Origin of the sequence: Streptococcus sp. 544 (assembly GCF_013277385.1) — a bacterium.
Classification (GTDB): domain Bacteria; phylum Bacillota; class Bacilli; order Lactobacillales; family Streptococcaceae; genus Streptococcus; species Streptococcus mitis_BA.
Window position 1 is genome coordinate 95,821 of the sequence record NZ_VMMU01000010.1, and the last position, 26,981, is coordinate 122,801.

Below are 26,981 nucleotides of genomic sequence, written 5' to 3' on the forward strand. Positions count from 1 at the left end.
GGTTAACCAGCTGAGTTTTCTAACATTTTATGAGGTAACATGAAATTATTTTTTAAAACATATTGGACCTATTTTGTTTCCTTCATCATTCCCGTAGTCATTATGACAGGAGTATACCTATCTCAAGGTATCTACTGGAATAGTGACAACTCTCCTCTATTAGGGGATGGGTTTCATCAATACGTTATTTTTGATGTATCCTTACGAAATATCCTACATGGAAATAGTAGTCTATTTTACACCTTTACAAGTGGCCTCGGATTAAATTTCTATGCCCTATCTAGTTATTACTTAGGTAGTTTCTTTTCACCACTAGTTTACTTTTTTGATCTAACGAATATGCCAGATGCTGTCTATATGACAACTCTCTTAAAATTTGGATTGATTGGACTGTCAACTTACTTTAGTTTAAATAATTTATTTCAATCGATTCCTAAGCCTTTAAAACTAGCCTTATCTACTTCATATGCTCTGATGAGTTTCTCTGTCAGTCAATTAGAGATAAAAACCTGGCTAGATGTTTTTATCTTGATTCCTTTAATTATCACTGGTTTACATCTACTGATAACTGAAAAGAAATTCCTATTGTACTTTACAAGTCTGTCAATTTTGTTTATTCAAAATTATTATTTTGGCTATATGACAGCATTGTTTCTTATTTTCTGGTATCTCTGTCAAATTTCGTGGGACTTTAAAACCCGAAAATCATCTTTTCTTGATTTTGTTGTCACCTCCTTTTTAGCTGGTATGGCTAGTTTAATTATGACTCTTCCCACTCTATTTGATTTACAGACACATGGGGAAAAATTGACTGAAGTTACAAAGTTTCAAACTGAAAGTAGCTGGTATCTTGATCTCTTTGCTAAGCAATTCATCGGTTCCTTTGATACAACCAAGTATGGGGCTATTCCAATGATTTTTGTCGGACTACTCCCCTTTATTTTGACCATTTTATTTTTTACGATGAAATCTATTAAGTTTCACGTGAAACTTATCTATGCAATCTTCTTTGCATTTCTAATTGCCAGCTTTTATATAGAAGCTCTTGATTTATTTTGGCAAGGTATGCATACTCCAAATATGTTTTTACATCGCTATTCTTGGATTTTCTCTACCTTGTTAATTTACACAGCAGCGGAAGTCTTAAATCGTCTGAAAGAAATTAAAATCTGGAATTTTTTAGTTTCGCTTTTTCTTATAGTAACAGGATTTTTAGCTACCATCTATCTAAAATCACATTATTCTTTTTTAACAGATTTGAATATTCTACTGACTCTTGAATTTTTAGTTGTCTATTCTCTTTTACTACTTGCAGTTATCAAAAAGTTTATCTCTGTAAATCTATTTGCCATTCTAATCTCTTTATTTATAATAGTTGAAATAAGTTTAAATGCTTCATCTCAAATGGACGGAATTGCTAAAGAATGGGGCTTTGCTTCTCGAAGTGCATATAATCGAGATATCCCAGCTATGGAATCTTTCTCAACATATATTGGAAATCAATTTACTCGTACTGAGAAACTAGAGACTCAGACAGGAAATGACAGTATGAAATTCAACTACAATGGAATCTCTCAATTTTCATCTGTTCGAAATCGTTCAGCAAGCTCTACTTTGGATAAACTTGGATTTAAATCCTCTGGGACTAATCTCAATCTCCGTTATGCCAATAATAGTATTTTGGCTGATAGTTTATTTGGAATCCAGTATAATATCTCAGAAAACCCTATTGATAAGTATGGTTTCCAAGATGTATATCAAAAAGATAATCTTACCCTATATGAAAATCAATTCTCTCTTCCAATTGCATTTGCTAGTCAATCTGTTTACAATGATGTCAAGTTCAATGAACACACTTTGGATAATCAATCCTCGTTTTTAAATCAACTTGCTAACGTCGATTTTGATTATTTTTCTCCAATTCCTTATGACAAAACAGAAAATACTAATGATTTGATTAGTGTTACAAGTTCTTCAAATGAGGATGCAGCAATCCAGTATCAAATTGAGGTTCCCGAAAACAGTCAAGTTTATCTTTCTTTCACAAACCTTCACTTTTCTAATGACAAACAAAAAAAGGTTGACATTCTTGTAAATGGAGAAAAGAAAACTTTTACAACTGATAATGTCTTCTCCTTCTTTAATCTAGGCTATACAAAAGATACAAAAACTTTTAATATTCATGTTAGTTTCCCTGGAAATTCACAAGTATCATTTGAATCTCCTACCTTCTACCGTTTAGATACCCAAACTTTAACTGAGGCAATTCAAAAAATTAAAGAACAACCTGTCACAGTATCAACTTCTAAAAACAATGTTTTTGCTACATATGATGTCCAACAAGATACATCTATTTTTTTCACTATTCCTTATGACAAAGGTTGGTCTGCCTACCAAGATGATAAGAAAATAGAAATGAAACAAGCTCAAACTGGCTTTATGAAAGTTGACGTTCCTAAGGGAAAAGGAACTATTACACTTTCCTTTATTCCCAATGGTTTTATTACTGGAGCAATCTGTTCCTTTACTTCTCTTTTACTATTTGGAATCTATAATCACAAACGAAAATCATCTAAGACATAAAAAAATCGACCAGTTGGTCGATTTTTTTAATCTTCTTCCATTTTCTTAGGTTGATAGGCTAGCATACCTAAACAAATAAATAGTACTAATATAACGGCAAGGAAAATAACTTGATGATGAATATTTCCTGTCATAGAGATTGTTTGTCGTAATCCCGAAACTGAATAACTCATTGGTAACCAGGGATTAATAGCTCTAAAGAAATCATTTGTCAAGGCAAGTGGATAAGTACCTGCACTTGATGCTAACTGTAATAAAAGCAAGATAAGAGAAAAGAAAGCTCCTATACGACTATTCCATGTTGTTAAAGCGGTCACCATGGACATGAATACTAAACTTGTTAGGATAATGAGAATAAATGTTCTCATCTCATGATTTGCAGTTAAACCAATAAGATGAACTCCTCCATATACCAAAATTCCTGCTAAAACAGCTATAATACCATTTATTTCTGCTCGAGATTTCAACCAAGCCCAACGGCTCTCTGGATGACGTCCTGAAGGCAACTTCGCAAAGATCATATTCGTTGATATTGCTGCAACAAAGAGAGCAACTGATATCATATAAGGAGCCATTGCAATTCCATTTACAGGAACTTGGTCATTGTCAGTTTTGGATAGACTGAGAGGATTTGACAAAATCTCTGCATTTTTAGATTCTGTTGATGCTGACTTGAGTTGATCACTAGCATTACCTAATCCTTGTCCCAAAGAAGCAACTCCTATCTGTAAACCTTCCAATCCAGAAGTTAACTTTGTTCCACCTTCTGCTAGTTTCCCAGCTCCATCTGCCAATTTATTAGCTCCACTTTCTAATTGAGAAGCACCTGAAAGTAACTGACTGGATTTGTCAACTAGTTGGCTAGAGCCTGACTGCAATTTATCAACTCCTGCTATCAATTCTTGACTCTTTTGATTCAATTGGTTAGAGCCAGTTGATAATTTTTCAATCCCAGACACTAATTCTGGAGTTTTTTCAACTAATTGACCAACTCCTGCTGTCAAGTTAGAAGATTTTTGTGTCAAGGTGTTTGAGCCTGAAACTAGTTGATCCAAACTACCTGTCAAGGTGGCATTTTTTTCACTTAGTTGACTTGCGCCCTGAGAAACTTTATCAACACCTGTAGTATATGTATTTACACCTGATGCAATCGACTGACTAGCAGGAACTAATTTACTAGTAACAGCTCCTTGTATCTCTGTTAATCCACTTGACAATCCTGTCAAAGAAGTAGAAGCAAGCGGTAATACTTGATTAGCTTGATTTTTTAAAGTCGAAAGATTAGAAGATTGATTTTGTAAGTTTTCTAAACTTCCCTGTAAACCTTGTACTAAAGTTACAATTGACTGAGCAGATTGAATACTATCAGTTGAATTTTGAGATACAGAAGCACTTATCTCAGCTTGTTGCTCACTTGTCAATGATTGATAAGCTGCTGTCGATTGAATATTAGCTAATGTAGTCGCTTTATCAGACTGAGCACGTGCTAACATTTGATTAGAAAGAGATACTATACTTGATAAAACAGAATCTAATTGTTTTGTATCTCCAACATCAATATTTTGAATAGCTTGATTTAACTGATTCAAACCAGAAGATAATTGATTAATTTGATCTTTTTGCTCAGACGAAGCATCTAACTTGCTAGAAAGTTGTTGAATTCCTTCACTTAATTGCTCCACACCCATTCGAAGTGTAGCTGATTGATTAGATAACTGATTAGCACCTGTTGCAAGATTTCCCACACCATTTGTATAGGCACTAACACCAGATGAAAATTGATTAAGACCAGCATTAAGCTGAGAAACACCGCCAGTATAGGATTCTACACCAGTATATAACTGATTGATTCCTCTTACTAATTCAGGACTTTTAGAAGATAATTGACCTAATCCGCTATCTAATTGACTCACTGCACCAGTATATGTAACTAAACCACTATTAAAATTCCCTAAGCCAAGATGAAGTTGTTCGACACCAGAAACATAAGCAGATAATCCTTTAGTAAACTGCTCCGTTCCATTTGAAAAGGTTAAACTTGAAGCTGCTAAAGAGTGTAGGTTAGTAGTTAATGTTTGACTTCCTGTCACTAACTGATTCGCTCCATCAGTTAATTTTTCACTACCAGAAGCTGCTTGACTCATGCCATCCTTTAAATCAATCATTTTGTTAAATAAGGCTTTAGTATAGGTCTCAGTTACATTTGTAGAAACATTCTGCTTCAATTGTGTCATCGCAGAATCGCTCATCTTGCTGGCAATAAAGCTATGACCACTTGAAGTCTGATAATCAATTTGCATTTGCTCTGGATGATCCGTTAAAATAGAAGCTGCTTTTTCAGATAAATCACTGGGTAAAGTCACTACCATATAGTAATCTCCATCTTCCAATCCCTTCTTTCCTTCATCTTCATCCACGAAATGAAAATCCAAGGTTTTATTTTCTTTTAAATTGGACACCATGTCTTTTCCTATTGCCATAGTATTACCATTATAGGAAGCCTCTTTATCATTATTGACAACTGCCACAGGTAAGTCAGACAATTGACCATACGGATCCCACATTGAGGACAAAAATATAATATTGTACAGAGCTGGAATAAGAGAAATCCCTATCATGACAATAATAAAGGTTGGTTTTTTAAAAATTGCTTTCCATTCTTTAAACATAGTTTCTCCTTTTTTACACATATTGTCTAAAATTTTGATATAATAGATTATACATTAAAAAATCTAAATTACAAGATAAAAAATCTATTTTTAGACATATAGTCTAATTTGTTTATAAGGAGAAAATATGCAAGAAAGTAACAAACGCTTAAAAACAAAGCGAACTATTGAAAATGCTATGGTACAATTACTGATGGAACAGCCATTTGATCAAATTTCTACTGTAAAGTTAGCAGAAAAAGCCAGAATTAGTCGTTCCAGCTTCTATACTCACTATAAGGATAAGTATGATATGATTGAGCATTATCAAAGCAAGCTATTTCATACATTTGAATATATTTTTCAAAAACATGCTCATCACAAAAGAGACGCTATTTTAGAAGTCTTTGAATATTTGGAATCAGAACCACTTCTGGCTGCCCTTCTTTCTGAAAATGGAACCAAAGAAATCCAAAATTTCTTACGAAATAAACTTCATATCATGCTCAGTACAGATTTACAAAAGCGATTTATGCAACTGAATCTCAATACAACTGAATTAGAATACAGTAGCATCTATCTAACTCATGCACTTTTTGGTGTCTGTCAAACTTGGATTGCACATGGAAAAAAAGAAAGTCCTCAAGAAATAACAGATTTCCTTATGAAGATGCTTGGTGATACAAATTGATACAAAAAGAGGAACACAGTTGTGTTCCTTTTTATCTATACTCCGCCAGTAGGACTCGAACCTACGACATCATGATTAACAGTCATGCGCTACTACCAACTGAGCTATGGCGGATAAAATAGTCCGTACGGGATTCGAACCCGTGTTACCGCCGTGAAAAGGCGGTGTCTTAACCCCTTGACCAACGGACCTTCTATCTGTAGCAGATATAACCATTATATCAATTTCTTACTAATTGTCAATCACTTTTTAGATTTTTTCTCTAAAATATCTTTTAATTTTCTAATTTTTAATCTTGAAATAGGACAACGATGATCTTCATAGAAAACAATTTCTAGGTTTTTTCGATCAATCTCTCTAATATTGCCTATATTTACCAAAAATGACTTATGAGGAGAATAAAATCGCTGAGTATGTTTGTCCTTTTCCTGAATATCTGTCATGGTACCGTAAAACTCTTTGGCAAAATTCTTACCAATAATACGTAATTTATGAGAGACTCCTGTCGTTTCAATATACAAAATATCATGGTAAGGGATTTTTAAATCATTTCCCTTGTAATTGTAGTCAAAATAATCCACCACATCTTCATTTTCAAGTAACATACTCTTCGTGTAAAAGATATTTTGCTCAATTCTCTTCTTAAACATCTCATCGTTGATATCCTTATCAACAAAATCTAGGGCTGATACCTGGTATTTATAGGTTAGAGTCGCAAACTCTGATCGACTGGTGATAAAGACGATAATAGCGTAAGGATTGTAATGACGAATGAGCTGAGCCACTTCAAATCCCTTTTTCTCAATTCCATGAATATCAATATCTAGGAAATAAAGCTGATTTACTTCATCGTTTTCAATGTATTCTTCAAATTCACGGACTTTTCCTGTTGTCTTGTATGATATTGGAATATTCGATTCTTTCGAAATTTCATCCAATATTCTCTCTAGTCTCACTTGATGTTCAATAACATCTTCTAAAATTAAAACTTTCATTCAAATTCCCTCTTAAATCTAATAATTTGTCTAAATGTACTGCCTTCCATCTCTGTTTCTAAAATAATATTGTTGTACTTATCTAGTAGTTCTTTCACATTATTTAATCCTACCCCGCGATTTCTTCCCTTAGTGGAGAATCCTAAAGCAAATAGATCTCCTGAAGGAGTCATCGTCATTTTACATGAATTCTGAATCACAATAACTGTTTCAGTTTCCATCTTAATAACTGCTACTTCCATCTGCTTTTTATAGCTATCAGCCGATCCTTCGACAGCATTGTTCAATAAAACGCTCATGATACGAACCAAATCCAATAGTTCAATTGGGAGCTTGGTAATCGTATCTTTTACTTCCAGTGTAAACTCTACACCATTATTTCGAGCATAGACAATAGACTGAGCAACCAAACTTCGTAAAGCTGAATCTTCTATGTTGTTCAAATCAAAGTAAGTGTACTTATCTGAACGCAATTTATGATTTGCTTTGACCAAAACTTCATTGTAAACTCTGTCAATTTCCTGTAAATCACCACTGTCAATTGCCATCTGCATACTGACAAGCATTCCAGCATAGTCATGTCGAAAACCACGGATTTCATTATACAGTCCGACAATTTCATCTGTATAATTCTGTAAATGTTTCTGTTCAAATTTCTTCTGCTTCAAAGCAATCTCTTTTTCCATTTGTTCTTTATGCGAATTCATTGCAAAGAAGGTCAAAAGGAGAGAAATAAAGACAATAGATGACAAGATACTTCCAAAACTATTCAAATGTTTAATCGTACTTACTATATCTGAAACGAAAGATAAAAGATGTAACAATAGTAAAGCAAAAAATACTTTTTTCAAGAAAGGATAAAGGTAGTCCTTGTCAAAATAGGTTAGTTCTAAGTGGAAATAATGAATGATTTTTAATATAACAACATAAGTCAACACCGTTACAACGAAAAAGAATGGGAAATGATATTGTGAAACAAAATTGTCTCCTGTTATAGAGGAGAAAGTTACGGACAGAAAGTTATGAGTGCTCTCATATAAAAGAGATAGTAGTAAACTTAGGAATAGTCCTCTATCCCTCTCATACTGTTTCATCCATCGAAAATAGGAATATAAGCCCAAAGGAAATAAAAATCTTTCAATCCCTATTTTATCTAAATATGGAAGATAAAAGGAAAGTTCAAGTACTGCTTCTACTAGTAATGTATAGATACCAAAAACATATAGTTCTTTTCTATTTATTTGACCTTTACAAATTAAACGGTAACTGTGACTAATAATTAAAAAATGAACAATAACTGTCCCAAATCCAAGTAAATCCATTACTCTTTCTCCTTATTTTATTACTTTTTTCGTAGGAAAAGAAAATCAAGGATGATTCTTGAAACCCTACTTTCCCCACCTCGAATCTCCTGCAAGTCTTTTTCCTTCAAGGCTACAAACTGTTCCAATTTAACTGTGTTTTTCATAATAAAATCTCCTAAAATGTTTTTTTCTTGTAAGCTAACTTACAAAAACCATTATACAAAATGGAATTTCATTTTAGATAAAATTCTCTCAACTGTCATTTTTTTCTCCCCAAGTGTACTTTTTTAAGAAAAAAGCCGGGAAAATTCCCAGCTTTGCTACTATATTGATCCCAGCAGGATTCGAACCTGCGACCGTTCGCTTAGAAGGCGAATGCTCTATCCAGCTGAGCTATGAGACCTAACACAATTATTCTACCAAAAATTCAATTAAAAGTCAATTCTCTATTTATGATAGGGTGATCCCTGCTGAATCGTAAAAGCGCGATAGATTTGTTCAACAAGAACTAGTCTCATTAACTGATGGGGCAAGGTTAAACGGCCAAAGCTGACAGAAAGATTGGCTCTCTTTTTTACAGCTGATGATAATCCTAAACTCCCTCCAATGATAAAGGTAAGAGTAGAAAATCCTTTTATAGAAGCTTCTTCTAAATTCTTACTAAATTCTTCCGAGGAGAAAGTTTTCCCTTCAATGGCTAACACAATAACAAAATCACGGTCACCAACTTTTGATAAAATTCTCTGACCTTCTATTTCTAAAATCTTTTGATTTTCTGATTCACTGGCCCTATCTGGTGTTTTTTCATCTGCTAACTCAATCATTTCAAGTTTAGCAAATCGAGAAATTCGTTTTGAATACTCTGCAATACCATCTTTTAAATACTTTTCTTTCAGTTTCCCAACTGTTACAACTTTAATTTTCATGACTCTATTCTAACATATTCTCTATTTTTTCACATCTTATTCACAAAATAAAAAATAGATTTCAATTGAGAAAATCACAGTTTTAAAAGAGTTATCCACAGTTTGTGTAAAACTTTTTGTGTTTAAGTTATAATTAAGCTAGTCAGTTTATACTTTCAGTAATTCAAAAATATGGAGGCAAATATGAAACATTTAAAAACATTTTACAAAAAAGGGTTTCAATTATTAGTCGTTATCGTCATTAGCTTTTTTAGTGGAGCCTTGGGTAGTTTTTCAATAGCTCAACTAACTCAAAAAAGTGGTGTAAGTAGCTCGAACAACAATAGCACTATCACACAGACTGCCTATAAAAACGAAAATTCAACAACGCAGGCTGTTAATAAAGTAAAAGATGCCGTTGTATCCGTTATTACTTATTCAGCAAATAGACAAAATAGCGTATTTGGCAATGATGAGACTGATACAGATTCTCAACAAATCTCTAGTGAAGGATCTGGAGTTATTTATAAAAAGAATGATAAAGAAGCTTACATCGTCACCAACAATCACGTTATAAATGGCGCTAGCAAAGTAGATATTCGATTGTCAGATGGGACTAAAGTACCTGGAGAAATTGTCGGAGCGGACACTTTCTCTGATATTGCTGTCGTCAAAATCTCTTCAGAAAAAGTGACAACAGTAGCTGAGTTTGGTGATTCTAGCAAGTTAACCGTAGGAGAAACTGCTATTGCCATTGGTAGCCCGTTAGGTTCTGAATATGCAAATACTGTCACTCAAGGTATCGTATCTAGTCTTAATCGAAATGTATCTTTAAAATCTGAAGATGGACAAGCCATTTCTACAAAAGCCATCCAAACTGATACTGCTATTAACCCAGGTAACTCTGGTGGCCCACTGATCAATATTCAAGGACAGGTTATCGGAATTACCTCAAGTAAAATTGCCACAAATGGAGGAACATCTGTAGAGGGCCTTGGTTTTGCAATTCCTGCAAATGATGCTATCAATATTATTGAACAGTTAGAAAAGAACGGAAAAGTGACACGCCCAGCTTTGGGAATCCAGATGGTTAATTTATCTAATATAAGTACAAGCGACATCAGAAGACTCAATATTCCAAGTAATGTTACATCTGGTGTAGTTGTTCGTTCTGTACAAAGTAATATGCCTGCCAATGGTCACCTTGAAAAATACGATGTGATTACAAAAGTAGATGACAAAGAGATTGCTTCATCAACAGACTTACAAAGTGCTCTTTACAATCATTCTATCGGAGACACCATTAAGATCACTTACTATCGTAACGGTAAAGAAGAAACTACATCTATTAAACTTGACAAGAGTTCAGGTGATTTAGAATCTTAATTGACATCTATGTAAAGAAAGCTTTACATAAGAGAAAAGATATGTTAGTGTAGAATCATGGAAAAATTTGAAATGATTTCTATCACGGATATACAAAAAAATCCCTATCAACCTCGAAAAGAATTTGATGGAGAAAAACTAGATGAACTAGCACAGTCTATCAAAGAAAATGGACTCATTCAACCGATTATTGTTCGTCAATCTCCTGTGATTGGTTATGAAATCCTTGCAGGAGAGAGACGCTATCGGGCTTCACTTTTAGCTGGTCTAAGGTCTATCCCAGCTGTTATTAAACAGCTTTCAGACCAAGAGATGATGATCCAGTCCATTATTGAAAATTTGCAGAGAGAAAATTTAAATCCTATAGAAGAAGCACGCGCCTATGAATCTCTCGTAGAGAAAGGATTTACCCATGCTGAAATTGCAGATAAAATGGGCAAGTCTCGTCCATATATCAGCAACTCCATTCGTTTGCTTTACTTGCCAGAACAGATTCTCTCAGAAGTAGAAAATGGCAAACTATCACAAGCACATGCTCGTTCGCTAGTTGGGTTGAATAAGGAACAACAAGACTATTTCTTTCAACGGATTATAGAAGAAGATATTTCTGTAAGGAAGTTAGAAGCTCTTCTGACAGAGAAAAAACAAAAGAGACAGCAAAAAACGAATCATTTCATACAGAATGAAGAAGAACAGTTAAGAAAACTACTCGGATTAGATGTAGAAATCAAACTTTCTAAAAAAGATAGTGGAAAAATCATTATTGCTTTTTCAAATCAAGAAGAATACAGTAGAATTATCAACAGCCTGAAATAAGGCTGTTCTTTTATTTTTTTATCTCACAAGGTTATCCACTATATTTTTCAATAAAAAGCTTAATAAATCAATAGTTTCTAACTTTATCCCCAACCTGTGGATAAAACTTGATAACATTGTGGATTATTTTTCACAGCTTGTGGAAAATTCTTACTATCTATGGTAAAATAGGTCTAGTATTAAACTTTTAAATAGTAAAGGAGGAGAAAGGATTGAAAGAAAAACAATTTTGGAATCGTATCTTAGAATTTGCTCAAGAAAGACTGACTCGATCCATGTATGATTTCTATGCTATTCAAGCTGAACTCGTCAAGGTAGAAGAAAATGTTGCCACTATATTTTTACCACGATCTGAAATGGAAATGGTCTGGGAAAAACAACTAAAAGATATTATTGTAGTAGCTGGATTTGAAATTTATGATGCTGAAATAACTCCCCACTATATTTTCACCAAACCTCAAGATACGGCTATCTCACAAGTTGAAGAATCTACAAATTCAACTCTTTATGACTATAGTCCAAAGTTAGCATCTATTCCGTATTCGGATACTGGGTTAAAAGAAAAGTATACCTTTGATAATTTTATTCAAGGGGATGGAAATGTTTGGGCAGTATCAGCCGCTTTGGCTGTCTCTGAAGATTTGGCTCTGACCTATAACCCTCTTTTTATCTATGGAGGACCTGGGCTTGGTAAGACTCACCTGTTAAACGCTATTGGAAATGAAATTCTAAAAAATATTCCAAATGCGCGTGTCAAATACATACCTGCTGAAAGCTTTATTAATGACTTTCTTGATCACTTAAGGCTTGGGGAAATGGAAAAATTTAAAAAAACCTATCGTAGTCTTGATCTTTTGTTAATCGATGATATCCAGTCACTCAGCGGAAAAAAAGTCGCAACTCAGGAAGAATTTTTCAATACCTTTAACGCCCTTCATGACAAGCAAAAACAGATTGTCCTAACCAGTGATCGTAGTCCAAAACATCTAGAAGGACTCGAGGAGAGGCTTGTCACGCGCTTTAGTTGGGGGTTGACACAAACTATCACACCCCCTGACTTTGAAACACGCATTGCCATTTTACAAAGTAAAACGGAACATTTAGGCTACAATTTCCAAAGTGATACTCTAGAATACCTAGCTGGGCAATTTGATTCAAATGTTCGAGATCTTGAGGGAGCTATCAACGACATCACTTTAATTGCCAGAGTAAAAAACATCAAGGATATCACTATTGATATTGCTGCAGAAGCTATTAGAGCTCGAAAACAAGATGTTAGCCAAATGCTCGTCATCCCAATTGACAAAATCCAAAATGAAGTTGGTAACTTCTATGGAGTTAGTGTCAAAGAAATGAAGGGAAGCAGACGCCTTCAAAACATTGTGTTAGCCCGTCAAGTAGCCATGTATTTATCTAGAGAACTAACAGATAATAGTCTTCCAAAAATTGGGAAGGAATTTGGTGGAAAAGATCATACAACAGTTATTCATGCCCATGCTAAAATTAAATCTTTGATTGATGAAGACGATAATTTACGCTTAGAAATTGAATCAATCAAAAAGAAAATCAAATAAGTTGTGGATAACTTTTACTTTATTATCTTTTTTATCCACATTTTTTAAACAAGCCAAAAAACTTGATATGACTTGTTTAAAGTCTGTTTTCCACAGATTTCACAGACTCTATTATTACTATTATCCTTCTAATACTAAAAATAAATAAAGGAGAATCCATGATTCATTTTTCAATTAATAAAAATTTATTTCTACAAGCATTAAATACTACTAAGAGAGCTATTAGTTCTAAAAATGCCATTCCTATTTTATCAACCGTAAAAATTGACGTGACCAATGAAGGTGTTACTTTAATTGGTTCAAATGGTCAGATTTCAATTGAAAATTTTATTTCTCAAAAAAATGAAGATGCTGGTTTGTTAATTACTTCTTTAGGTTCGATTCTTCTTGAAGCTTCTTTCTTTATCAATGTAGTATCTAGTCTACCTGATGTGACTCTTGATTTTAAAGAAATTGAACAAAATCAAATTGTTTTAACCAGTGGAAAATCAGAAATTACCCTAAAAGGAAAAGATAGCGAACAGTACCCACGAATCCAAGAAATTTCAGTAAGCACTCCTTTGGTTCTTGAAACAAAATTACTCAAGAAAATTATCAATGAAACAGCTTTTGCTGCAAGTACACAAGAGAGTCGTCCAATTTTGACAGGTGTTCATTTTGTATTGAGTCAACACAAAGAGTTAAAAACAGTTGCAACAGACTCTCATCGTCTAAGCCAGAAAAAATTAACGCTTGAGAAAAATAGTGATGATTTTGATGTTGTCATTCCTAGCCGTTCTCTACGCGAATTTTCAGCGGTATTTACAGATGATATTGAAACTGTAGAGATTTTCTTTGCCAATAACCAAATTCTCTTTAGAAGCGAAAATATTAGCTTCTATACTCGTCTCCTAGAAGGAAACTATCCTGATACAGATCGCTTGATTCCAACAGACTTTAACACTACTATTACTTTTGATGTGCTAAACTTACGCCAGTCAATGGAACGTGCTCGTCTTTTATCAAGTGCGACTCAAAATGGTACTGTGAAACTTGAAATTAAAGATGGGGTTGTTAGCGCCCATGTTCATTCTCCAGAAGTTGGTAAAGTAAACGAAGAAATCGATACTGATCAGGTTACTGGTGAAGATTTGACTATTAGTTTCAACCCAACTTACTTGATTGATTCACTCAAGGCTTTAAATAGCGAAAAGGTGACCATTAGCTTTATCTCAGCTGTTCGTCCATTTACTCTTGTGCCAGCAGACACTGATGAGGACTTCATGCAGCTCATCACCCCAGTTCGTACAAATTAAGTGAAAGAGGTTGAGCCTAGCTCGCCTCTTTTATGATATAATCGAAAAAGAAAAGGAGAGTAGTATGTATCAAGTTGGAAATTTTGTTGAGATGAAAAAACCACATGCTTGTACTATCAAGTCAACTGGTAAAAAAGCAAATCGTTGGGAAATTACACGTGTAGGGGCAGATATCAAAATCAAATGCAGTAATTGTGACCATGTTGTCATGATGGGGCGCTATGATTTTGATCGAAAAATGAATAAAATTATTGACTGAGAACCCTTAGTTAGAGGGTTAGCAAGTTTTCCCTTTTTGTGTTATAATATTAGGGATTGAAATGAAAACGGAGAATGAGAAAATATGGCTTTAACAGCAGGTATCGTTGGTTTGCCAAACGTTGGTAAATCAACACTATTTAATGCAATTACAAAAGCAGGAGCAGAGGCAGCTAACTACCCATTTGCAACGATTGACCCAAACGTTGGAATGGTAGAAGTTCCAGATGAACGTCTACAAAAATTGACTGAAATGATTACTCCTAAAAAGACAGTGCCAACAACATTTGAATTTACAGATATTGCAGGGATTGTAAAAGGAGCTTCAAAAGGAGAAGGATTAGGGAATAAATTCTTGGCCAATATCCGTGAAGTAGATGCCATTGTTCATGTAGTTCGTGCTTTTGATGATGAAAATGTCATGCGCGAGCAAGGACGTGAAGATGCCTTTGTGGATCCACTTGCAGATATTGATACCATTAACCTGGAATTGATTCTTGCTGACTTAGAATCAGTCAATAAACGCTATGCGCGTGTAGAAAAGATGGCACGTACGCAAAAAGATAAAGAATCTGTAGCAGAATTTAATGTTCTTCAAAAGATTAAACCAGTCCTTGAAGATGGAAAATCAGCTCGTACAATCGAATTTACAGATGAAGAACAAAAAGTTGTCAAAGGTCTCTTCCTGTTGACAACTAAACCAGTGCTCTATGTTGCCAATGTGGATGAGGATGTGGTTTCAGAACCTGACTCTATCGACTATGTTAAACAAATTCGTGAATTCGCAGCGACAGAAAATGCTGAAGTAGTCGTTATTTCTGCGCGTTCTGAGGAAGAAATTTCTGAGTTAGACGATGAAGATAAAAAAGAGTTTCTTGAAGCCATTGGTTTGACAGAATCAGGTGTAGATAAGTTGACGCGTGCAGCTTACCACTTGCTTGGATTGGGAACTTACTTCACAGCTGGTGAAAAAGAAGTTCGCGCTTGGACTTTCAAACGTGGTATGAAGGCTCCTCAAGCAGCTGGGATTATCCACTCAGACTTTGAAAAAGGATTTATTCGTGCAGTAACCATGTCATATGAGGATTTAGTGAAATACGGATCTGAAAAGGCCGTAAAAGAAGCTGGACGCTTGCGTGAAGAAGGAAAAGAATATATCGTTCAAGATGGCGATATCATGGAATTCCGCTTTAATGTCTAAAAAATTAATAAATGGTGTCAATTAGGTTGGAAAAAAATTCCAACCCTTTTGGCTTTTGAAAGGAAAAATAAATGACCAAATTACTTGTAGGCTTGGGAAATCCAGGGGATAAATATTTTGAAACAAAACACAATGTTGGTTTTATGTTTATTGATCAACTAGCGAAGAAACAGAATGTCACTTTTACACACGATAAGATATTTCAAGCTGACCTAGCATCCTTTTTCCTAAATGGAGAAAAAATTTATCTGATTAAACCAACGACCTTTATGAATGAAAGTGGAAAAGCAGTTCATGCTTTATTGACTTACTATGGTTTGGATATTGAAGATTTACTCATCATTTACGATGATCTTGACATGGAAGTTGGAAAGATTCGTTTAAGAGCAAAGGGATCCGCAGGTGGTCACAATGGCATTAAGTCTATTATTCAACATATAGGAACTCAGGTCTTTAATCGTGTTAAGATAGGAATTGGAAGACCTAAAAATGGTATGTCAGTTGTTCACCATGTTTTGAGTACCTTTGACAAGGATGAGTATATTGGTATTTTACAGTCTATTGACAAGGTTGACGATTCTGTAAACTACTATTTACAAGAGAAAAATTTTGAGAAAACAATGCAGAGGTATAATGGATAAATGGTGACCCTATTAGATTTATTCTCAGAAAATGATCAGATTAAAAAATGGCATCAAAATTTAACAGATAAGAAAAGACAACTAATACTAGGTTTATCAACGTCTACTAAGGTTCTTGCAATTGCAAGCAGTTTAGAAAAAGAAGATAAGATTGTGTTGTTGACGTCAACTTATGGAGAAGCAGAAGGACTTGTTAGTGATCTTCTATCTATCTTGGGTGAGGAACTTGTCTATCCATTTTTGGTAGATGATACTCCTATGGTGGAGTTTTTGATGTCTTCACAAGAAAAAATCATTTCACGGGTTGAAGCCTTGCGTTTTTTGACTGATTCCTCTAAGAGAGGGATTTTAGTTTGTAATATCGCAGCAAGTCGATTGATTTTACCGTCTCCCAATGTATTCAAAGATAGTGTTGTAAAAATCTCAGTTGGTGAAGAATATGACCAAAACACACTTATCTATCAGTTAAAAGAAATCGGCTATCGAAAAGTTACACAAGTACAAACTCAGGGAGAGTTTAGTATACGAGGAGATATTTTAGATATTTTTGAAATATCCCAGTTAGAACCTTGCCGAATTGAGTTTTTTGGTGATGAAATTGATGGTATCAGGTCATTTGAAGTCGAAACACAATTATCGAAAGAAAATCAGACAGAATTCACCATCTTTCCAGCTAGTGATATGTTTTTGAGAGAAAAGGATTATCAACGAGGTCAGTCAGCTTTAGAAAAACAAATTTCAAAAACGTTATCACCTATTTTAAAATCATACTTAGAAGAAATTCTTTCAAGTTTTCACCAAAAACAAATGCATTCTGATTCACGGAAATTTTTATCTTTATGCTATGATAAGACATGGACTGTATTTGATTATATTGAAAAAAACATACCAATATTCTTTGATGATTATCAAAAATTGATGAATCAGTATGAAGTCTTTGAAAGAGAATTAGCGCAGTACTTTACAGAAGAATTACAGAATAGTAAAGCATTTTCTGAGATACAGTATTTTGCAGATACAGAGCAAATTTATAAAAAACAGAGTCCGGTTACCTTTTTCTCTAATCTACAAAAGGGGTTAGGAAATCTCAAGTTTGACAAAAATTATCAATTTAATCAATATCCTATGCAGGAGTTTTTCAATCAGTTTTCTTTTCTAAAAGAAGAAATTGAACGATACAAAAAAATGAATTATACTATTATCCTGCAGTCTAGCAATTCAATGGGAAGTAAAACATTGGAGGATGTTTTAGAGGAATACCAGATTAAATTGGATTCTAGAGATAAGTCAAGTGTTTGTAAAGAATCTGTAAACTTAATCGAGGGTAATCTCAGACATGGTTTTCATTTTGTAGATGAAAAGGTTTTATTGATAACTGAACATGAGATTTTTCAAAAGAAATTGAAACGTCGTTTTCGAAGACAACATGTTTCAAACGCAGAGAGATTAAAAGATTACAATGAACTTGAAAAAGGAGATTACGTTGTTCACCATATCCATGGAATTGGTCAATATCTAGGGATTGAAACCATTGAAATTAAGGGGATTCACCGTGATTATGTCAGTGTTCAATACCAAAACGGGGATCAAATCTCTATCCCAGTGGAACAGATTCATCTACTTTCCAAATACGTTTCAAGTGACGGTAAAGCACCTAAACTCAATAAATTAAATGACGGTCATTTTAAAAAGGCCAAGCAAAAAGTTAAGAACCAGGTAGAGGATATAGCTGATGATTTAATCAAACTCTATTCTGAACGCAGTCAGTTGAAGGGCTTTGCTTTTTCAGCCGATGATGAAGAGCAAGATGCTTTTGATGATGCCTTTCCTTATGTTGAAACGGATGATCAACTTCGTAGTGTTGAGGAAATCAAGAGAGATATGCAGGCTTCTCAGCCAATGGATCGACTTTTAGTTGGGGATGTTGGTTTTGGAAAGACTGAAGTTGCAATGCGTGCAGCCTTTAAGGCTGTCAATGATCACAAACAGGTTGTCGTTCTAGTTCCGACGACGGTTTTAGCGCAACAGCACTATACCAATTTTAAGGAACGATTCCAAAATTTTGCAGTTAATATTGATGTATTGAGTCGTTTTAGAAGTAAAAAAGAGCAGACCGAAACACTTGAAAAATTGAAAAACGGTCAAGTTGATATTTTGATTGGAACCCATCGTGTTTTGTCAAAAGATGTTGTGTTTGCTGATTTAGGCTTGATGATTATTGATGAGGAACAGCGATTTGGTGTCAAGCATAAGGAAACCTTGAAAGAACTGAAGAAACAAGTGGATGTCCTAACCTTGACAGCAACGCCAATTCCTCGTACCCTTCACATGTCTATGCTGGGAATCAGAGATTTGTCTGTTATTGAAACTCCGCCGACTAATCGTTATCCAGTGCAAACCTATGTTTTAGAAAAGAATGATAGTGTCATTCGTGATGCTGTCTTACGTGAAATGGAGCGTGGAGGTCAAGTTTACTATCTTTACAATAAAGTTGACACGATTGACCAGAAGGTTTCAGAATTACAGGAGTTGATTCCAGAGGCTTCGATTGGTTATGTTCATGGTCGCATGAGTGAAATCCAGTTGGAAAATACTCTACTAGACTTTATTGAGGGACAATACGATATCTTGGTGACGACTACCATTATTGAGACAGGGGTGGACATTCCAAATGCTAATACTTTATTTATTGAAAATGCGGACCATATGGGTTTGTCAACCTTGTATCAGTTAAGAGGAAGAGTCGGTCGTAGTAATCGTATTGCTTATGCCTATCTCATGTATCGTCCAGAAAAATCAATTAGTGAAGTTTCCGAGAAGAGATTAGAAGCGATTAAAGGATTTACAGAATTGGGATCCGGATTTAAGATTGCTATGCGAGATCTTTCGATTCGTGGAGCAGGAAATCTCCTAGGAAAATCCCAGTCTGGTTTCATTGATTCTGTTGGTTTTGAATTGTATTCGCAGTTATTAGAGGAAGCTATTGCTAAACGAAACGGTAATGCTAACGCTAACACAAGAACCAAAGGGAATGCTGAGTTGATTTTGCAAATTGATGCCTATCTTCCTGATACTTATATTTCTGATCAACGACATAAGATTGAAATTTACAAGAAAATTCGTCAAATTGACAACCGTGTCAATTATGAAGAGTTACAAGAGGAGTTGATAGACCGTTTTGGAGAATACCCAGATGTAGTAGCATATCTTTTAGAGATTGGTTTAGTCAAGTCATATTTGGACAAGGTCTTTGTTCAACGTGTGGAAAGAAAAGATAATAAAATTACAGTTCAATTTGAAAAAGTCACTCAACGACTGTTTTTAGCTCAAGATTATTTTAAAGCTTTATCCGCAACGAACTTAAAAGCAGGCATCGCTGAGAATAAGGGATTAATGGAGCTTGTATTTGATGTCCAAAATAAGAAAGATTATGAAATTTTAGAAGGTCTGCTGATTTTTGGAGAAAGTTTATTAGAGATAAAAGAGTCTAAGAAAGAAAATTCCATTTGATATTTTTCTTCTATAAAATAGATAAAAATGGTACAATAATAAGTTGAGGTAATAAGGATGAGATTAGACAAATATTTAAAAGTATCGCGAATTATCAAGCGTCGTACAGTCGCAAAAGAAGTAGCAGATAAAGGCAGAATCAAGGTGAATGGAATCTTGGCCAAAAGTTCAACGGATTTGAAAGTTAATGACCAAGTTGAAATTCGCTTTGGCAATAAGTTGCTACTTGTCAAAGTACTAGAGATGAAAGATAGTACAAAAAAAGAAGATGCAGCAGGCATGTATGAAATTATCAGTGAAACACGGGTAGAAGAAAATGTCTAAAAATATTGTACAATTGAATAATTCTTTTATCCAAAATGAATATCAACGTCGTCGCTACCTGATGAAAGAACGACAAAAACGGAATCGTTTTATGGGGTGGGTATTGATTTTGATTACGCTATTATTTATCTTGCCAACTTTTAATTTAGCGCAGAGTTATCAGCAATTACTCCAAAGACGTCAGCAATTAGCAGACTTGCAAACTCAGTATCAAACTTTGAGTGATGAAAAGGATAAGGAGACAGCATTTGCTACCAAGTTGAAAGATGAGGATTATGCTGCCAAATATACACGAGCGAAGTACTATTATTCTAAGTCGAGGGAAATAGTTTATACGATTCCTGACTTGCTTCAAAGGTGATAAAATGGAAAATTTACTAGATGTAATTGAGCAATTTTTGAGTCGATCAGATGAAAAGCTGGAAGAGTTGGCTGATAAAAATCAATTATTGCGTTTACAAGAAGAAAAGGAAAGGAAGAATGCGTAAGTTCTTAATTATTTTGTTGCTACCGAGTTTTTTGACTATTTCAAAAGTCGTTAGCACAGAAAAAGAAGTCGTCTATACTTCGAAAGAAATTTATTACCTTTCACAATCTGACTTTGGTATTTATTTTAGAGAAAAATTAAGTTCTCCCATGGTTTATGGAGAGGTTCCTGTTTATGCGAATGAAGATTTAGTAGTGGAATCTGGGAAATTGACTCCCAAAACAAGTTTCCAAATAACCGAGTGGCGTTTAAATAAACAAGGGATTCCGGTATTTAAGTTATCCAACCATCAATTTATAGCTGCAGACAAACGATTTTTATATGATCAGTCAGAGGTAACTCCAACAATAAAAAAAGTATGGTTAGAATCTGATTTTAAACTGTACAATAGTCCTTATGACTTAAAAGAAGTGAAATCATCCTTATCAGCTTATTCGCAAGTATCGATTGACAAGACCATGTTTGTAGAAGGAAGAGAATTTCTACATATTGATCAGGTTGGATGGGTAGCTAAAGAATCAACTTCTGAAGAAGATAATCGGATGAGTAAAGTCCAAGAAATGTTATCGGAAAAATATCAGAAGGATTCATTCTCTATTTATGTTAAGCAACTGACTACTGGAAAAGAGGCTGGTATCAATCAAGATGAAAAGATGTATGCAGCTAGTGTTTTGAAACTCCCTTATCTCTATTATGCGCAAGAAAAAATAAATGAGGGTCTTTATCAGTTAGATACGACTGTAAAATATGTATCTGCAATCAATGATTTTCCAGGTTCTTATAAACCAGAAGGAAGTGGTAGTCTTCCTAAAAAAGAGGATAATAAAGAGTATTCTCTCAAGGACTTAATCACAAAAGTATCTAAAGAATCTGATAATGTAGCTCATAACATATTGGGATATTACATTTCAAACCAATCTGATGCCACATTTAAATCCAAGATGTCTGCCATTATGGGAGATGATTGGGATCCAAAAGAAAAATTGATTTCTTCTAAAATGGCTGGAAAAGTCATGGAAGCTATTTATAATCAAAATGGATTTGTATTGGAGTCTTTGACTAAAACAGATTTTGATAATCAGCGAATTGCCAAAGATGTTTCTGTGAAGGTAGCTCATAAAATTGGGGATGCGGACGAATTTAAGCATGATACGGGTGTCGCCTATGCAGATTCTCCATTTGTGCTTTCTATTTTTACTAAAGATTCTGATTACGATACGATTTCCAAGATAGCCAAGGATGTTTATGAGGTTCTAAAATGAGGGAACAGGATTTTTTAAATCATTTTCTCAAGAAGGGATATTTCAAAAAGCATACTAAGGTGGTGCTAGCTCTTTCTGGTGGATTAGATTCTATGTTTCTATTTAAGGTATTATCTACTTATCAAAAAGAGTTAGAAATTGAATTGATTCTAGCCCATGTGAATCATAAGCAGAGAATTGAATCAGATTGGGAAGAAAAGGAATTAAGGAAGTTGGCTGCTGAAGCAGAGCTTCCTATTTATATCAGCAATTTTTCAGGAGAATTTTCAGAAGCACATGCACGACATTTTCGTTATGATTTTTTTCAAGAGGTCATGAAAAAGACAGGTGCGACAGCTTTAGTCACTGCCCACCATGCTGATGATCAGGTGGAAACGATTTTGATGCGTTTGATTCGAGGGACTCGCTTGCGCTATCTATCAGGAATTAAGGAGAAGCAAGTAGTCGGAGAGATAGAAATCATTCGCCCCTTCTTGCATTTTCAGAAAAAAGACTTTCCACCAATTTTTCACTTTGAAGATACATCAAATAAGGAAAATCATTATTTTCGCAACCGTATTCGAAACTCTTATTTACCAGATTTAGAAAAAGAAAATCCTCGATTTAGAGATGCAATCTTAAGTATCGGCAATGAAATTTTAGATTATGACTTAGCTATAACTGAATTATCTAACAATATTGATGTGGAAAATTTAGAGCAGCTATTGTCTTACTCTGAGTCGACACAAAGAGTTTTACTTCAAACTTATCTGAATCGTTTTCCAGATTTGAATCTTACAAAAGCTCAGTTTGAAGAAGTTAGGCAAATTTTAAAAACTAAAAGCCAGTATCGTCATCTGCTTAAAAATGGCTATGAATTGATAAAAGAGTATCAACAGTTTCAGATTTGTAAAATCAGTCCGCAGGCTGATGAAAAGGAAGATGAACTTGTGTTACACTATCAAAATCAGGTAACTTATCAGGGATATTTATTTTCCTTTGGACTTCCTTTAGAAGGTGAATCAATTCAACAAATATCTGTTTCACGGGAAACATCCATACACATTCGTCATCGAAAAACAGGAGATGTTTTGATTCAAAATGGGCATAGAAAAAAACTCAGACGTCTATTTATTGATTTGAAAATCCCTATGGAAAAGCGAAAATCTGCTCTGATTATTGAGCAATTTGGTGAAATTGTCTCAATTTTGGGAATTGCGACTAGTGATTTGAGTAAAAACACGAAAAATGATATAATGAACACTGTACTTTATATAGAAAAAATAGATAGGTAAAAAAATGTTAGAAAACGATATTAAAAAAATCCTCGTTTCACACGATGAAATTACAGAAGCTGCTAAAAAATTAGGTGCTCAATTAACTAAGGACTATGCAGGAAAAAATCCAATCTTGGTTGGGATTTTAAAAGGATCTATTCCTTTTATGGCTGAATTGGTCAAACATATTGATACACATATTGAAATGGACTTCATGATGGTTTCTAGCTACCATGGTGGAACAGCAAGTAGTGGTGTCATCAATATCAAGCAAGATGTAACTCAAGATATTAAAGGAAGACATGTTCTATTTGTAGAGGATATCATTGATACAGGTCAAACTTTGAAGAATTTGCGAGATATGTTTATTGCAAGAGATGCAGCTTCTGTTAACATTGCAACCTTGTTGGATAAACCAGAGGGACGTGTTGTAGAAATTGAGGCAGACTATACCTGCTTTACTATCCCAAATGAGTTTGTAGTAGGTTATGGTTTAGACTACAAAGAAAATTATCGTAACCTTCCTTATGTTGGAGTATTGAAAGAAGAAGTGTATTCAAATTAGAAAGAACAATTTTTAATGAAAAAACAAAATAATGGTTTAATTAAAAATCCATTTCTATGGTTATTACTTATTTTTTTCCTAGTTACAGCTTACCAGTATTTTAGTACAGGTAGTGTTGCAGGGAAAAGTGAGCAAATTAATTATACAGAATTGGTAAAAGAAATTACCGATGACAATGTAAAAGAATTAACCTACCAACCAAATGGCAGTGTTATCGAAGTTTCGGGTGTCTATAAAAATCCTAAAACAAGTAAAGAAGAAACAGGCATTCAGTTCTTTTCTCCATCTGTTACAACAGTAGAGAAATTTTCAAGTATTATTCTTCCCTCTGATACCACAGTATCAGAATTGCAAAAACTTGCTTCGGACCATAAAGCAGAAGTAACTATTAAGCATGAAAGTTCAAGTGGTATGTGGATTAATCTACTCGTATCCATTGTGCCATTTGGAATTCTATTCTTCTTCCTATTCTCTATGATGGGAAATATGGGGGGAGGCAATGGTCGTAACCCAATGAGTTTTGGACGTAGTAAGGCTAAAGCTGCAAATAAAGAGGATATTAAAGTAAGATTTTCAGATGTTGCTGGAGCTGAGGAAGAAAAGCAAGAACTAGTTGAAGTTGTTGAATTCTTAAAAGATCCAAAACGATTTACAAAACTTGGAGCCCGTATTCCAGCAGGTGTTCTTTTGGAGGGGCCTCCGGGAACAGGTAAGACCTTGCTTGCTAAGGCAGTCGCTGGAGAAGCAGGCGTTCCATTCTTTAGTATCTCAGGTTCTGACTTTGTAGAAATGTTTGTCGGAGTTGGAGCTAGTCGTGTTCGTTCTCTTTTTGAAGATGCCAAAAAAGCAGCGCCAGCTATTATCTTTATCGATGAAATTGATGCTGTTGGTCGTCAACGTGGTGTCGGCCTCGGTGGAGGAAATGATGAACGTGAACAAACCTTGAACCAACTTTTGATTGAGATGGATGGTTTTGAGGGAAATGAAGGGATTATCGTCATCGCTGCGACAAACCGTTCAGATGTACTTGATCCTGCCCTTTTGCGTCCAGGACGTTTTGATAGAAAAGTATTGGTTGGTCGTCCTGATGTTAAGGGGCGCGAAGCAATCTTGAAAGTTCATGCTAAGAACAAGCCTTTAGCAGAAGATGTAGATTTGAAATTAGTTGCTCAACAAACTCCAGGCTTTGTTGGTGCTGATTTGGAAAACGTTCTAAATGAGGCAGCCTTAGTTGCTGCCCGTCGCAACAAGTCAGTTATTGATGCTTCAGATATTGATGAAGCAGAAGATAGAGTGATTGCTGGTCCTTCTAAGAAAGATAAGACAGTTTCACAAAAAGAACGTGAATTGGTTGCCTATCATGAGGCAGGACATACCATTGTTGGTCTAGTCTTATCGAATGCCCGAGTTGTCCATAAGGTTACAATTGTACCACGTGGTCGTGCAGGTGGTTATATGATTGCACTTCCTAAGGAAGACCAAATGCTTCTATCTAAAGAAGATATGAAAGAGCAATTGGCTGGCTTAATGGGTGGACGTGTAGCTGAAGAAATTATCTTTAATGTCCAAACTACAGGAGCTTCAAACGACTTTGAACAAGCGACACAAATGGCGCGTGCAATGGTTACAGAGTACGGTATGAGTGAAAAACTTGGTCCAGTTCAATATGAAGGAAATCATGCCATGTTTGGTGCACAAAGCCCTCAAAAATCAATTTCAGAACAAACAGCTTATGAAATTGACGAAGAGGTTCGTTCATTATTGAATGAGGCACGAAATAAAGCCGCTGAAATTATTCAGTCAAATCGTGAAACTCACAAGTTGATTGCAGAAGCATTATTGAAATACGAAACATTGGATAGTACACAAATTAAATCTCTCTATGAAACAGGAAAGATGCCTGAAACAGTAGAAGAGGAATCTCATGCATTATCTTATGATGAAGTAAAATCAAAAATGAATGACGAAAAATAACCCAAAGAGAGGCTGAGCCTCTCTTTTTTGTGCAGTTTAGACGGTGTAGGGAACAGAATGGGGAGAAATAACCAAATTAGCTTTTTGTTTTGTTAAACTGTATTTAGAAAGGGGAAAAGAATGATTAAAGAATTGTATGAAGAAGTCCAAGGAATTGTATACAAGTGTAGAAATGAATATTACCTTCATTTATGGGAGTTATCGGACTGGGATCAAGAGGGAATGATATGTCTACATGAATTGATTAGTAGAGAAGAAGAGCTGGCAGAAGATATTCCTCGTTTACGTAAATATTTCAAAACAAAATTCCGGAATCGAATTTTAGATTATCTCCGTAAGCAAGAAAGTCACAAACGGAGATATGATAAAGAGCTTTATGAAGAAGTGGGTGAGATAAGTCATCGTATAAGTGAGGGCGGTCTCTGGCTAGATGATTATTATCTCTTTCATGAAACACTAAGGGATTATAGAAACAAACAAACTAAAGATCAACAAGAAGAACTAGAACGCATCTTAAGAAATGAACGATTCCGAGGTCGTCAAAGAGTATTAAGAGACTTACGTATTGTGTTTAAAGAGTTTGACATCCGTACCCATTAGGAATTCATGAAAAAACGGTAAATTCCCAAACTAAGTTCCACTGCTAATCCAAGTGGAAGTTAGTGTGAGACGTTGGAATGGGGTTGAAGATTAGTTTTTAGAACTTATGTTGGAGTAATTTAGAAGACTGACAGACGTCTTCTGCAGGTATTTTAGAAATGCCGAGAAGCTTAGGAATTTCTTCTCCATAAGTAAAGGCAAAGAGTTCATAAGCTGACTTTCCATTCAAAGCAGCACGTTTGACGCTGTTGACATGCGAACAAACGAGATTGATATCCTCTTGAGTTAAGTTGTCAAAAGAAGTTCCTTTAGGTAGAATATCGCGAATCAGCGTGTGATTTTTCTCAATTCTCCCTTTCTGGTCAGAGCGATTAGGGTCACAAAAGAAGAGTTTACTCTCTCCTCGCGCATCCATTTCGATATCATCGACCCTGGCAAACTCTCCACCATTATCGGTAAGAATGACAGGGAAGAGTTGGAAGAAATCTTTGTCAGCTTGGTGAAGAGTGTTCTTGATGTCATAGAGGTGTTTGGTAACCTCAAGGGCAGTTTTATTATCCAGCAGTCTAGCGAAGATAAAGTTACAGAAAGATAGATTGAAGGTGAGTAGGACTTTACCTCCCATTCTGCCCATAACGGTATCCATTTCTAGCCAAGAGTCTAGTTGATTAAGGGTTAAATAATTTAGGAAATCCTCATAGGAACG

The 26,981-nt window shown here is 34.9% G+C and carries 23 protein-coding genes, 3 tRNA genes and 1 pseudogene; 18 read left to right on the top strand and 9 right to left on the bottom strand.

Translation table 11 applies throughout. The annotated features are described in order from the left end of the window. Window positions 1-39 precede the first annotated feature (39 nt). Window positions 40-2,583: a YfhO family protein gene (locus HT728_RS05975; protein ID WP_164226123.1), complete on the top strand. Its 2,544-nt coding sequence runs from the start codon at window positions 40-42 to the stop codon at window positions 2,581-2,583. A gap of 26 nt (window positions 2,584-2,609) precedes the next feature. Here the strand turns inward: HT728_RS05975 and HT728_RS05980 are convergent, their stop codons facing one another. Next, window positions 2,610-5,252: a YhgE/Pip domain-containing protein gene (locus HT728_RS05980; RefSeq protein ID WP_173234348.1), complete on the bottom strand. Its 2,643-nt coding sequence runs from the start codon at window positions 5,250-5,252 to the stop codon at window positions 2,610-2,612. Window positions 5,253-5,379: 127 nt separating this feature from the next. On the opposite strand from HT728_RS05980, the gene HT728_RS05985 reads away from it, so the two are divergent. Next, window positions 5,380-5,922 carry a TetR-like C-terminal domain-containing protein gene (locus HT728_RS05985; protein WP_119941849.1) on the top strand — a complete coding sequence of 181 codons (543 nt, stop codon included), beginning with the start codon at window positions 5,380-5,382 and terminating at the stop codon, window positions 5,920-5,922. Window positions 5,923-5,962: 40 nt separating this feature from the next. On the opposite strand, the gene HT728_RS05990 is transcribed toward HT728_RS05985, so the two are convergent. From HT728_RS05990 to rlmH, 7 genes are all read right to left on the bottom strand, one after another. Further along, a tRNA-Asn gene (locus tag HT728_RS05990) sits at window positions 5,963-6,036 on the bottom strand. A 5-nt stretch (window positions 6,037-6,041) separates the two neighbouring features. Next, window positions 6,042-6,113, bottom strand: a tRNA-Glu gene (locus HT728_RS05995). 51 nt (window positions 6,114-6,164) lie between these two features. Next, window positions 6,165-6,917 (bottom strand): competence system response regulator transcription factor ComE, encoded by a 753-nt coding sequence (gene comE / locus HT728_RS06000; protein WP_000866064.1) that lies wholly within the window; start codon window positions 6,915-6,917, stop codon window positions 6,165-6,167. After that, window positions 6,914-8,239 carry a competence system sensor histidine kinase ComD gene (gene comD, locus HT728_RS06005; protein ID WP_164226121.1) on the bottom strand — a complete coding sequence of 442 codons (1,326 nt, stop codon included), beginning with the start codon at window positions 8,237-8,239 and terminating at the stop codon, window positions 6,914-6,916. Before comD ends, comE begins: the two co-directional genes overlap by 4 nt. A gap of 20 nt (window positions 8,240-8,259) precedes the next feature. Next, window positions 8,260-8,385, bottom strand: a complete 126-nt coding sequence (gene comC, locus HT728_RS06010) for a competence-stimulating peptide ComC (RefSeq protein WP_112445417.1) — start codon at window positions 8,383-8,385, stop codon at window positions 8,260-8,262. Between the two features lie 165 nt (window positions 8,386-8,550). Further along, window positions 8,551-8,624: transfer RNA gene (locus tag HT728_RS06015), tRNA-Arg, on the bottom strand. A 43-nt stretch (window positions 8,625-8,667) separates the two neighbouring features. Beyond that, on the bottom strand, window positions 8,668-9,147 hold the full coding sequence (gene rlmH, locus HT728_RS06020) for a 23S rRNA (pseudouridine(1915)-N(3))-methyltransferase RlmH (RefSeq protein ID WP_112445415.1): 480 nt from the start codon (window positions 9,145-9,147) through the stop codon (window positions 8,668-8,670). 183 nt (window positions 9,148-9,330) lie between these two features. On the opposite strand from rlmH, the gene HT728_RS06025 reads away from it, so the two are divergent. From HT728_RS06025 to HT728_RS06095, 16 genes are all read left to right on the top strand, one after another. After that, complete coding sequence (locus tag HT728_RS06025) at window positions 9,331-10,512, top strand: S1C family serine protease (RefSeq protein WP_112445413.1); 1,182 nt, start codon at window positions 9,331-9,333, stop codon at window positions 10,510-10,512. Window positions 10,513-10,569: 57 nt separating this feature from the next. After that, a complete protein-coding gene (locus tag HT728_RS06030; RefSeq protein WP_112445411.1) occupies window positions 10,570-11,328 on the top strand; it encodes a ParB/RepB/Spo0J family partition protein in 759 nt (252 codons plus the stop codon). A gap of 212 nt (window positions 11,329-11,540) precedes the next feature. Continuing rightward, window positions 11,541-12,902 (top strand): chromosomal replication initiator protein DnaA, encoded by a 1,362-nt coding sequence (dnaA, locus tag HT728_RS06035; protein WP_112445409.1) that lies wholly within the window; start codon window positions 11,541-11,543, stop codon window positions 12,900-12,902. Between the two features lie 158 nt (window positions 12,903-13,060). Then, complete coding sequence (dnaN, locus tag HT728_RS06040) at window positions 13,061-14,197, top strand: DNA polymerase III subunit beta (protein ID WP_112445407.1); 1,137 nt, start codon at window positions 13,061-13,063, stop codon at window positions 14,195-14,197. A gap of 64 nt (window positions 14,198-14,261) precedes the next feature. Further along, the gene (locus HT728_RS06045) at window positions 14,262-14,456 is read left to right on the top strand and encodes a DUF951 family protein (protein WP_000285186.1); all 195 of its coding nucleotides are present in this window, start codon (window positions 14,262-14,264) and stop codon (window positions 14,454-14,456) included. Between the two features lie 84 nt (window positions 14,457-14,540). Beyond that, window positions 14,541-15,656, top strand: a complete 1,116-nt coding sequence (gene ychF, locus HT728_RS06050; protein ID WP_112445405.1) for a redox-regulated ATPase YchF — start codon at window positions 14,541-14,543, stop codon at window positions 15,654-15,656. Between the two features lie 71 nt (window positions 15,657-15,727). Then, window positions 15,728-16,297: an aminoacyl-tRNA hydrolase gene (pth, locus tag HT728_RS06055; protein ID WP_173234350.1), complete on the top strand. Its 570-nt coding sequence runs from the start codon at window positions 15,728-15,730 to the stop codon at window positions 16,295-16,297. Continuing rightward, complete coding sequence (mfd, locus tag HT728_RS06060; RefSeq protein ID WP_173234352.1) at window positions 16,298-19,807, top strand: transcription-repair coupling factor; 3,510 nt, start codon at window positions 16,298-16,300, stop codon at window positions 19,805-19,807. It begins immediately after the preceding gene. Window positions 19,808-19,864: 57 nt separating this feature from the next. After that, entirely contained in the window at window positions 19,865-20,131 is a 267-nt protein-coding gene (locus HT728_RS06065; RefSeq protein ID WP_001234978.1) for an RNA-binding S4 domain-containing protein, read from the top strand. After that, entirely contained in the window at window positions 20,124-20,492 is a 369-nt protein-coding gene (locus HT728_RS06070; RefSeq protein WP_173234354.1) for a septum formation initiator family protein, read from the top strand. The genes HT728_RS06065 and HT728_RS06070 overlap by 8 nt, the downstream gene beginning before the upstream one ends. Window positions 20,493-20,496: 4 nt before the next feature. Beyond that, window positions 20,497-20,619: an SP_0009 family protein gene (locus tag HT728_RS10750; RefSeq protein ID WP_049521558.1), complete on the top strand. Its 123-nt coding sequence runs from the start codon at window positions 20,497-20,499 to the stop codon at window positions 20,617-20,619. Next, entirely contained in the window at window positions 20,612-21,880 is a 1,269-nt protein-coding gene (locus HT728_RS06075; RefSeq protein ID WP_173234355.1) for a serine hydrolase, read from the top strand. The genes HT728_RS10750 and HT728_RS06075 overlap by 8 nt, the downstream gene beginning before the upstream one ends. Next, entirely contained in the window at window positions 21,877-23,154 is a 1,278-nt protein-coding gene (tilS, locus tag HT728_RS06080; protein WP_173234356.1) for a tRNA lysidine(34) synthetase TilS, read from the top strand. The genes HT728_RS06075 and tilS overlap by 4 nt, the downstream gene beginning before the upstream one ends. 4 nt (window positions 23,155-23,158) lie before the next feature. Next, window positions 23,159-23,701, top strand: coding sequence for a hypoxanthine phosphoribosyltransferase (gene hpt, locus HT728_RS06085; protein WP_000892172.1), 543 nt, complete (start codon window positions 23,159-23,161; stop codon window positions 23,699-23,701). 15 nt (window positions 23,702-23,716) lie between these two features. After that, on the top strand, window positions 23,717-25,675 hold the full coding sequence (gene ftsH, locus HT728_RS06090) for an ATP-dependent zinc metalloprotease FtsH (RefSeq protein WP_112445394.1): 1,959 nt from the start codon (window positions 23,717-23,719) through the stop codon (window positions 25,673-25,675). 120 nt (window positions 25,676-25,795) lie between these two features. Continuing rightward, a complete protein-coding gene (locus HT728_RS06095) occupies window positions 25,796-26,275 on the top strand; it encodes a sigma-70 family RNA polymerase sigma factor (RefSeq protein WP_112445392.1) in 480 nt (159 codons plus the stop codon). 97 nt (window positions 26,276-26,372) lie between these two features. On the opposite strand, the pseudogene HT728_RS06100 reads toward HT728_RS06095, so the two are convergent. Further along, window positions 26,373-26,981: pseudogene (locus HT728_RS06100) on the bottom strand (IS30 family transposase); the annotation flags it as partial.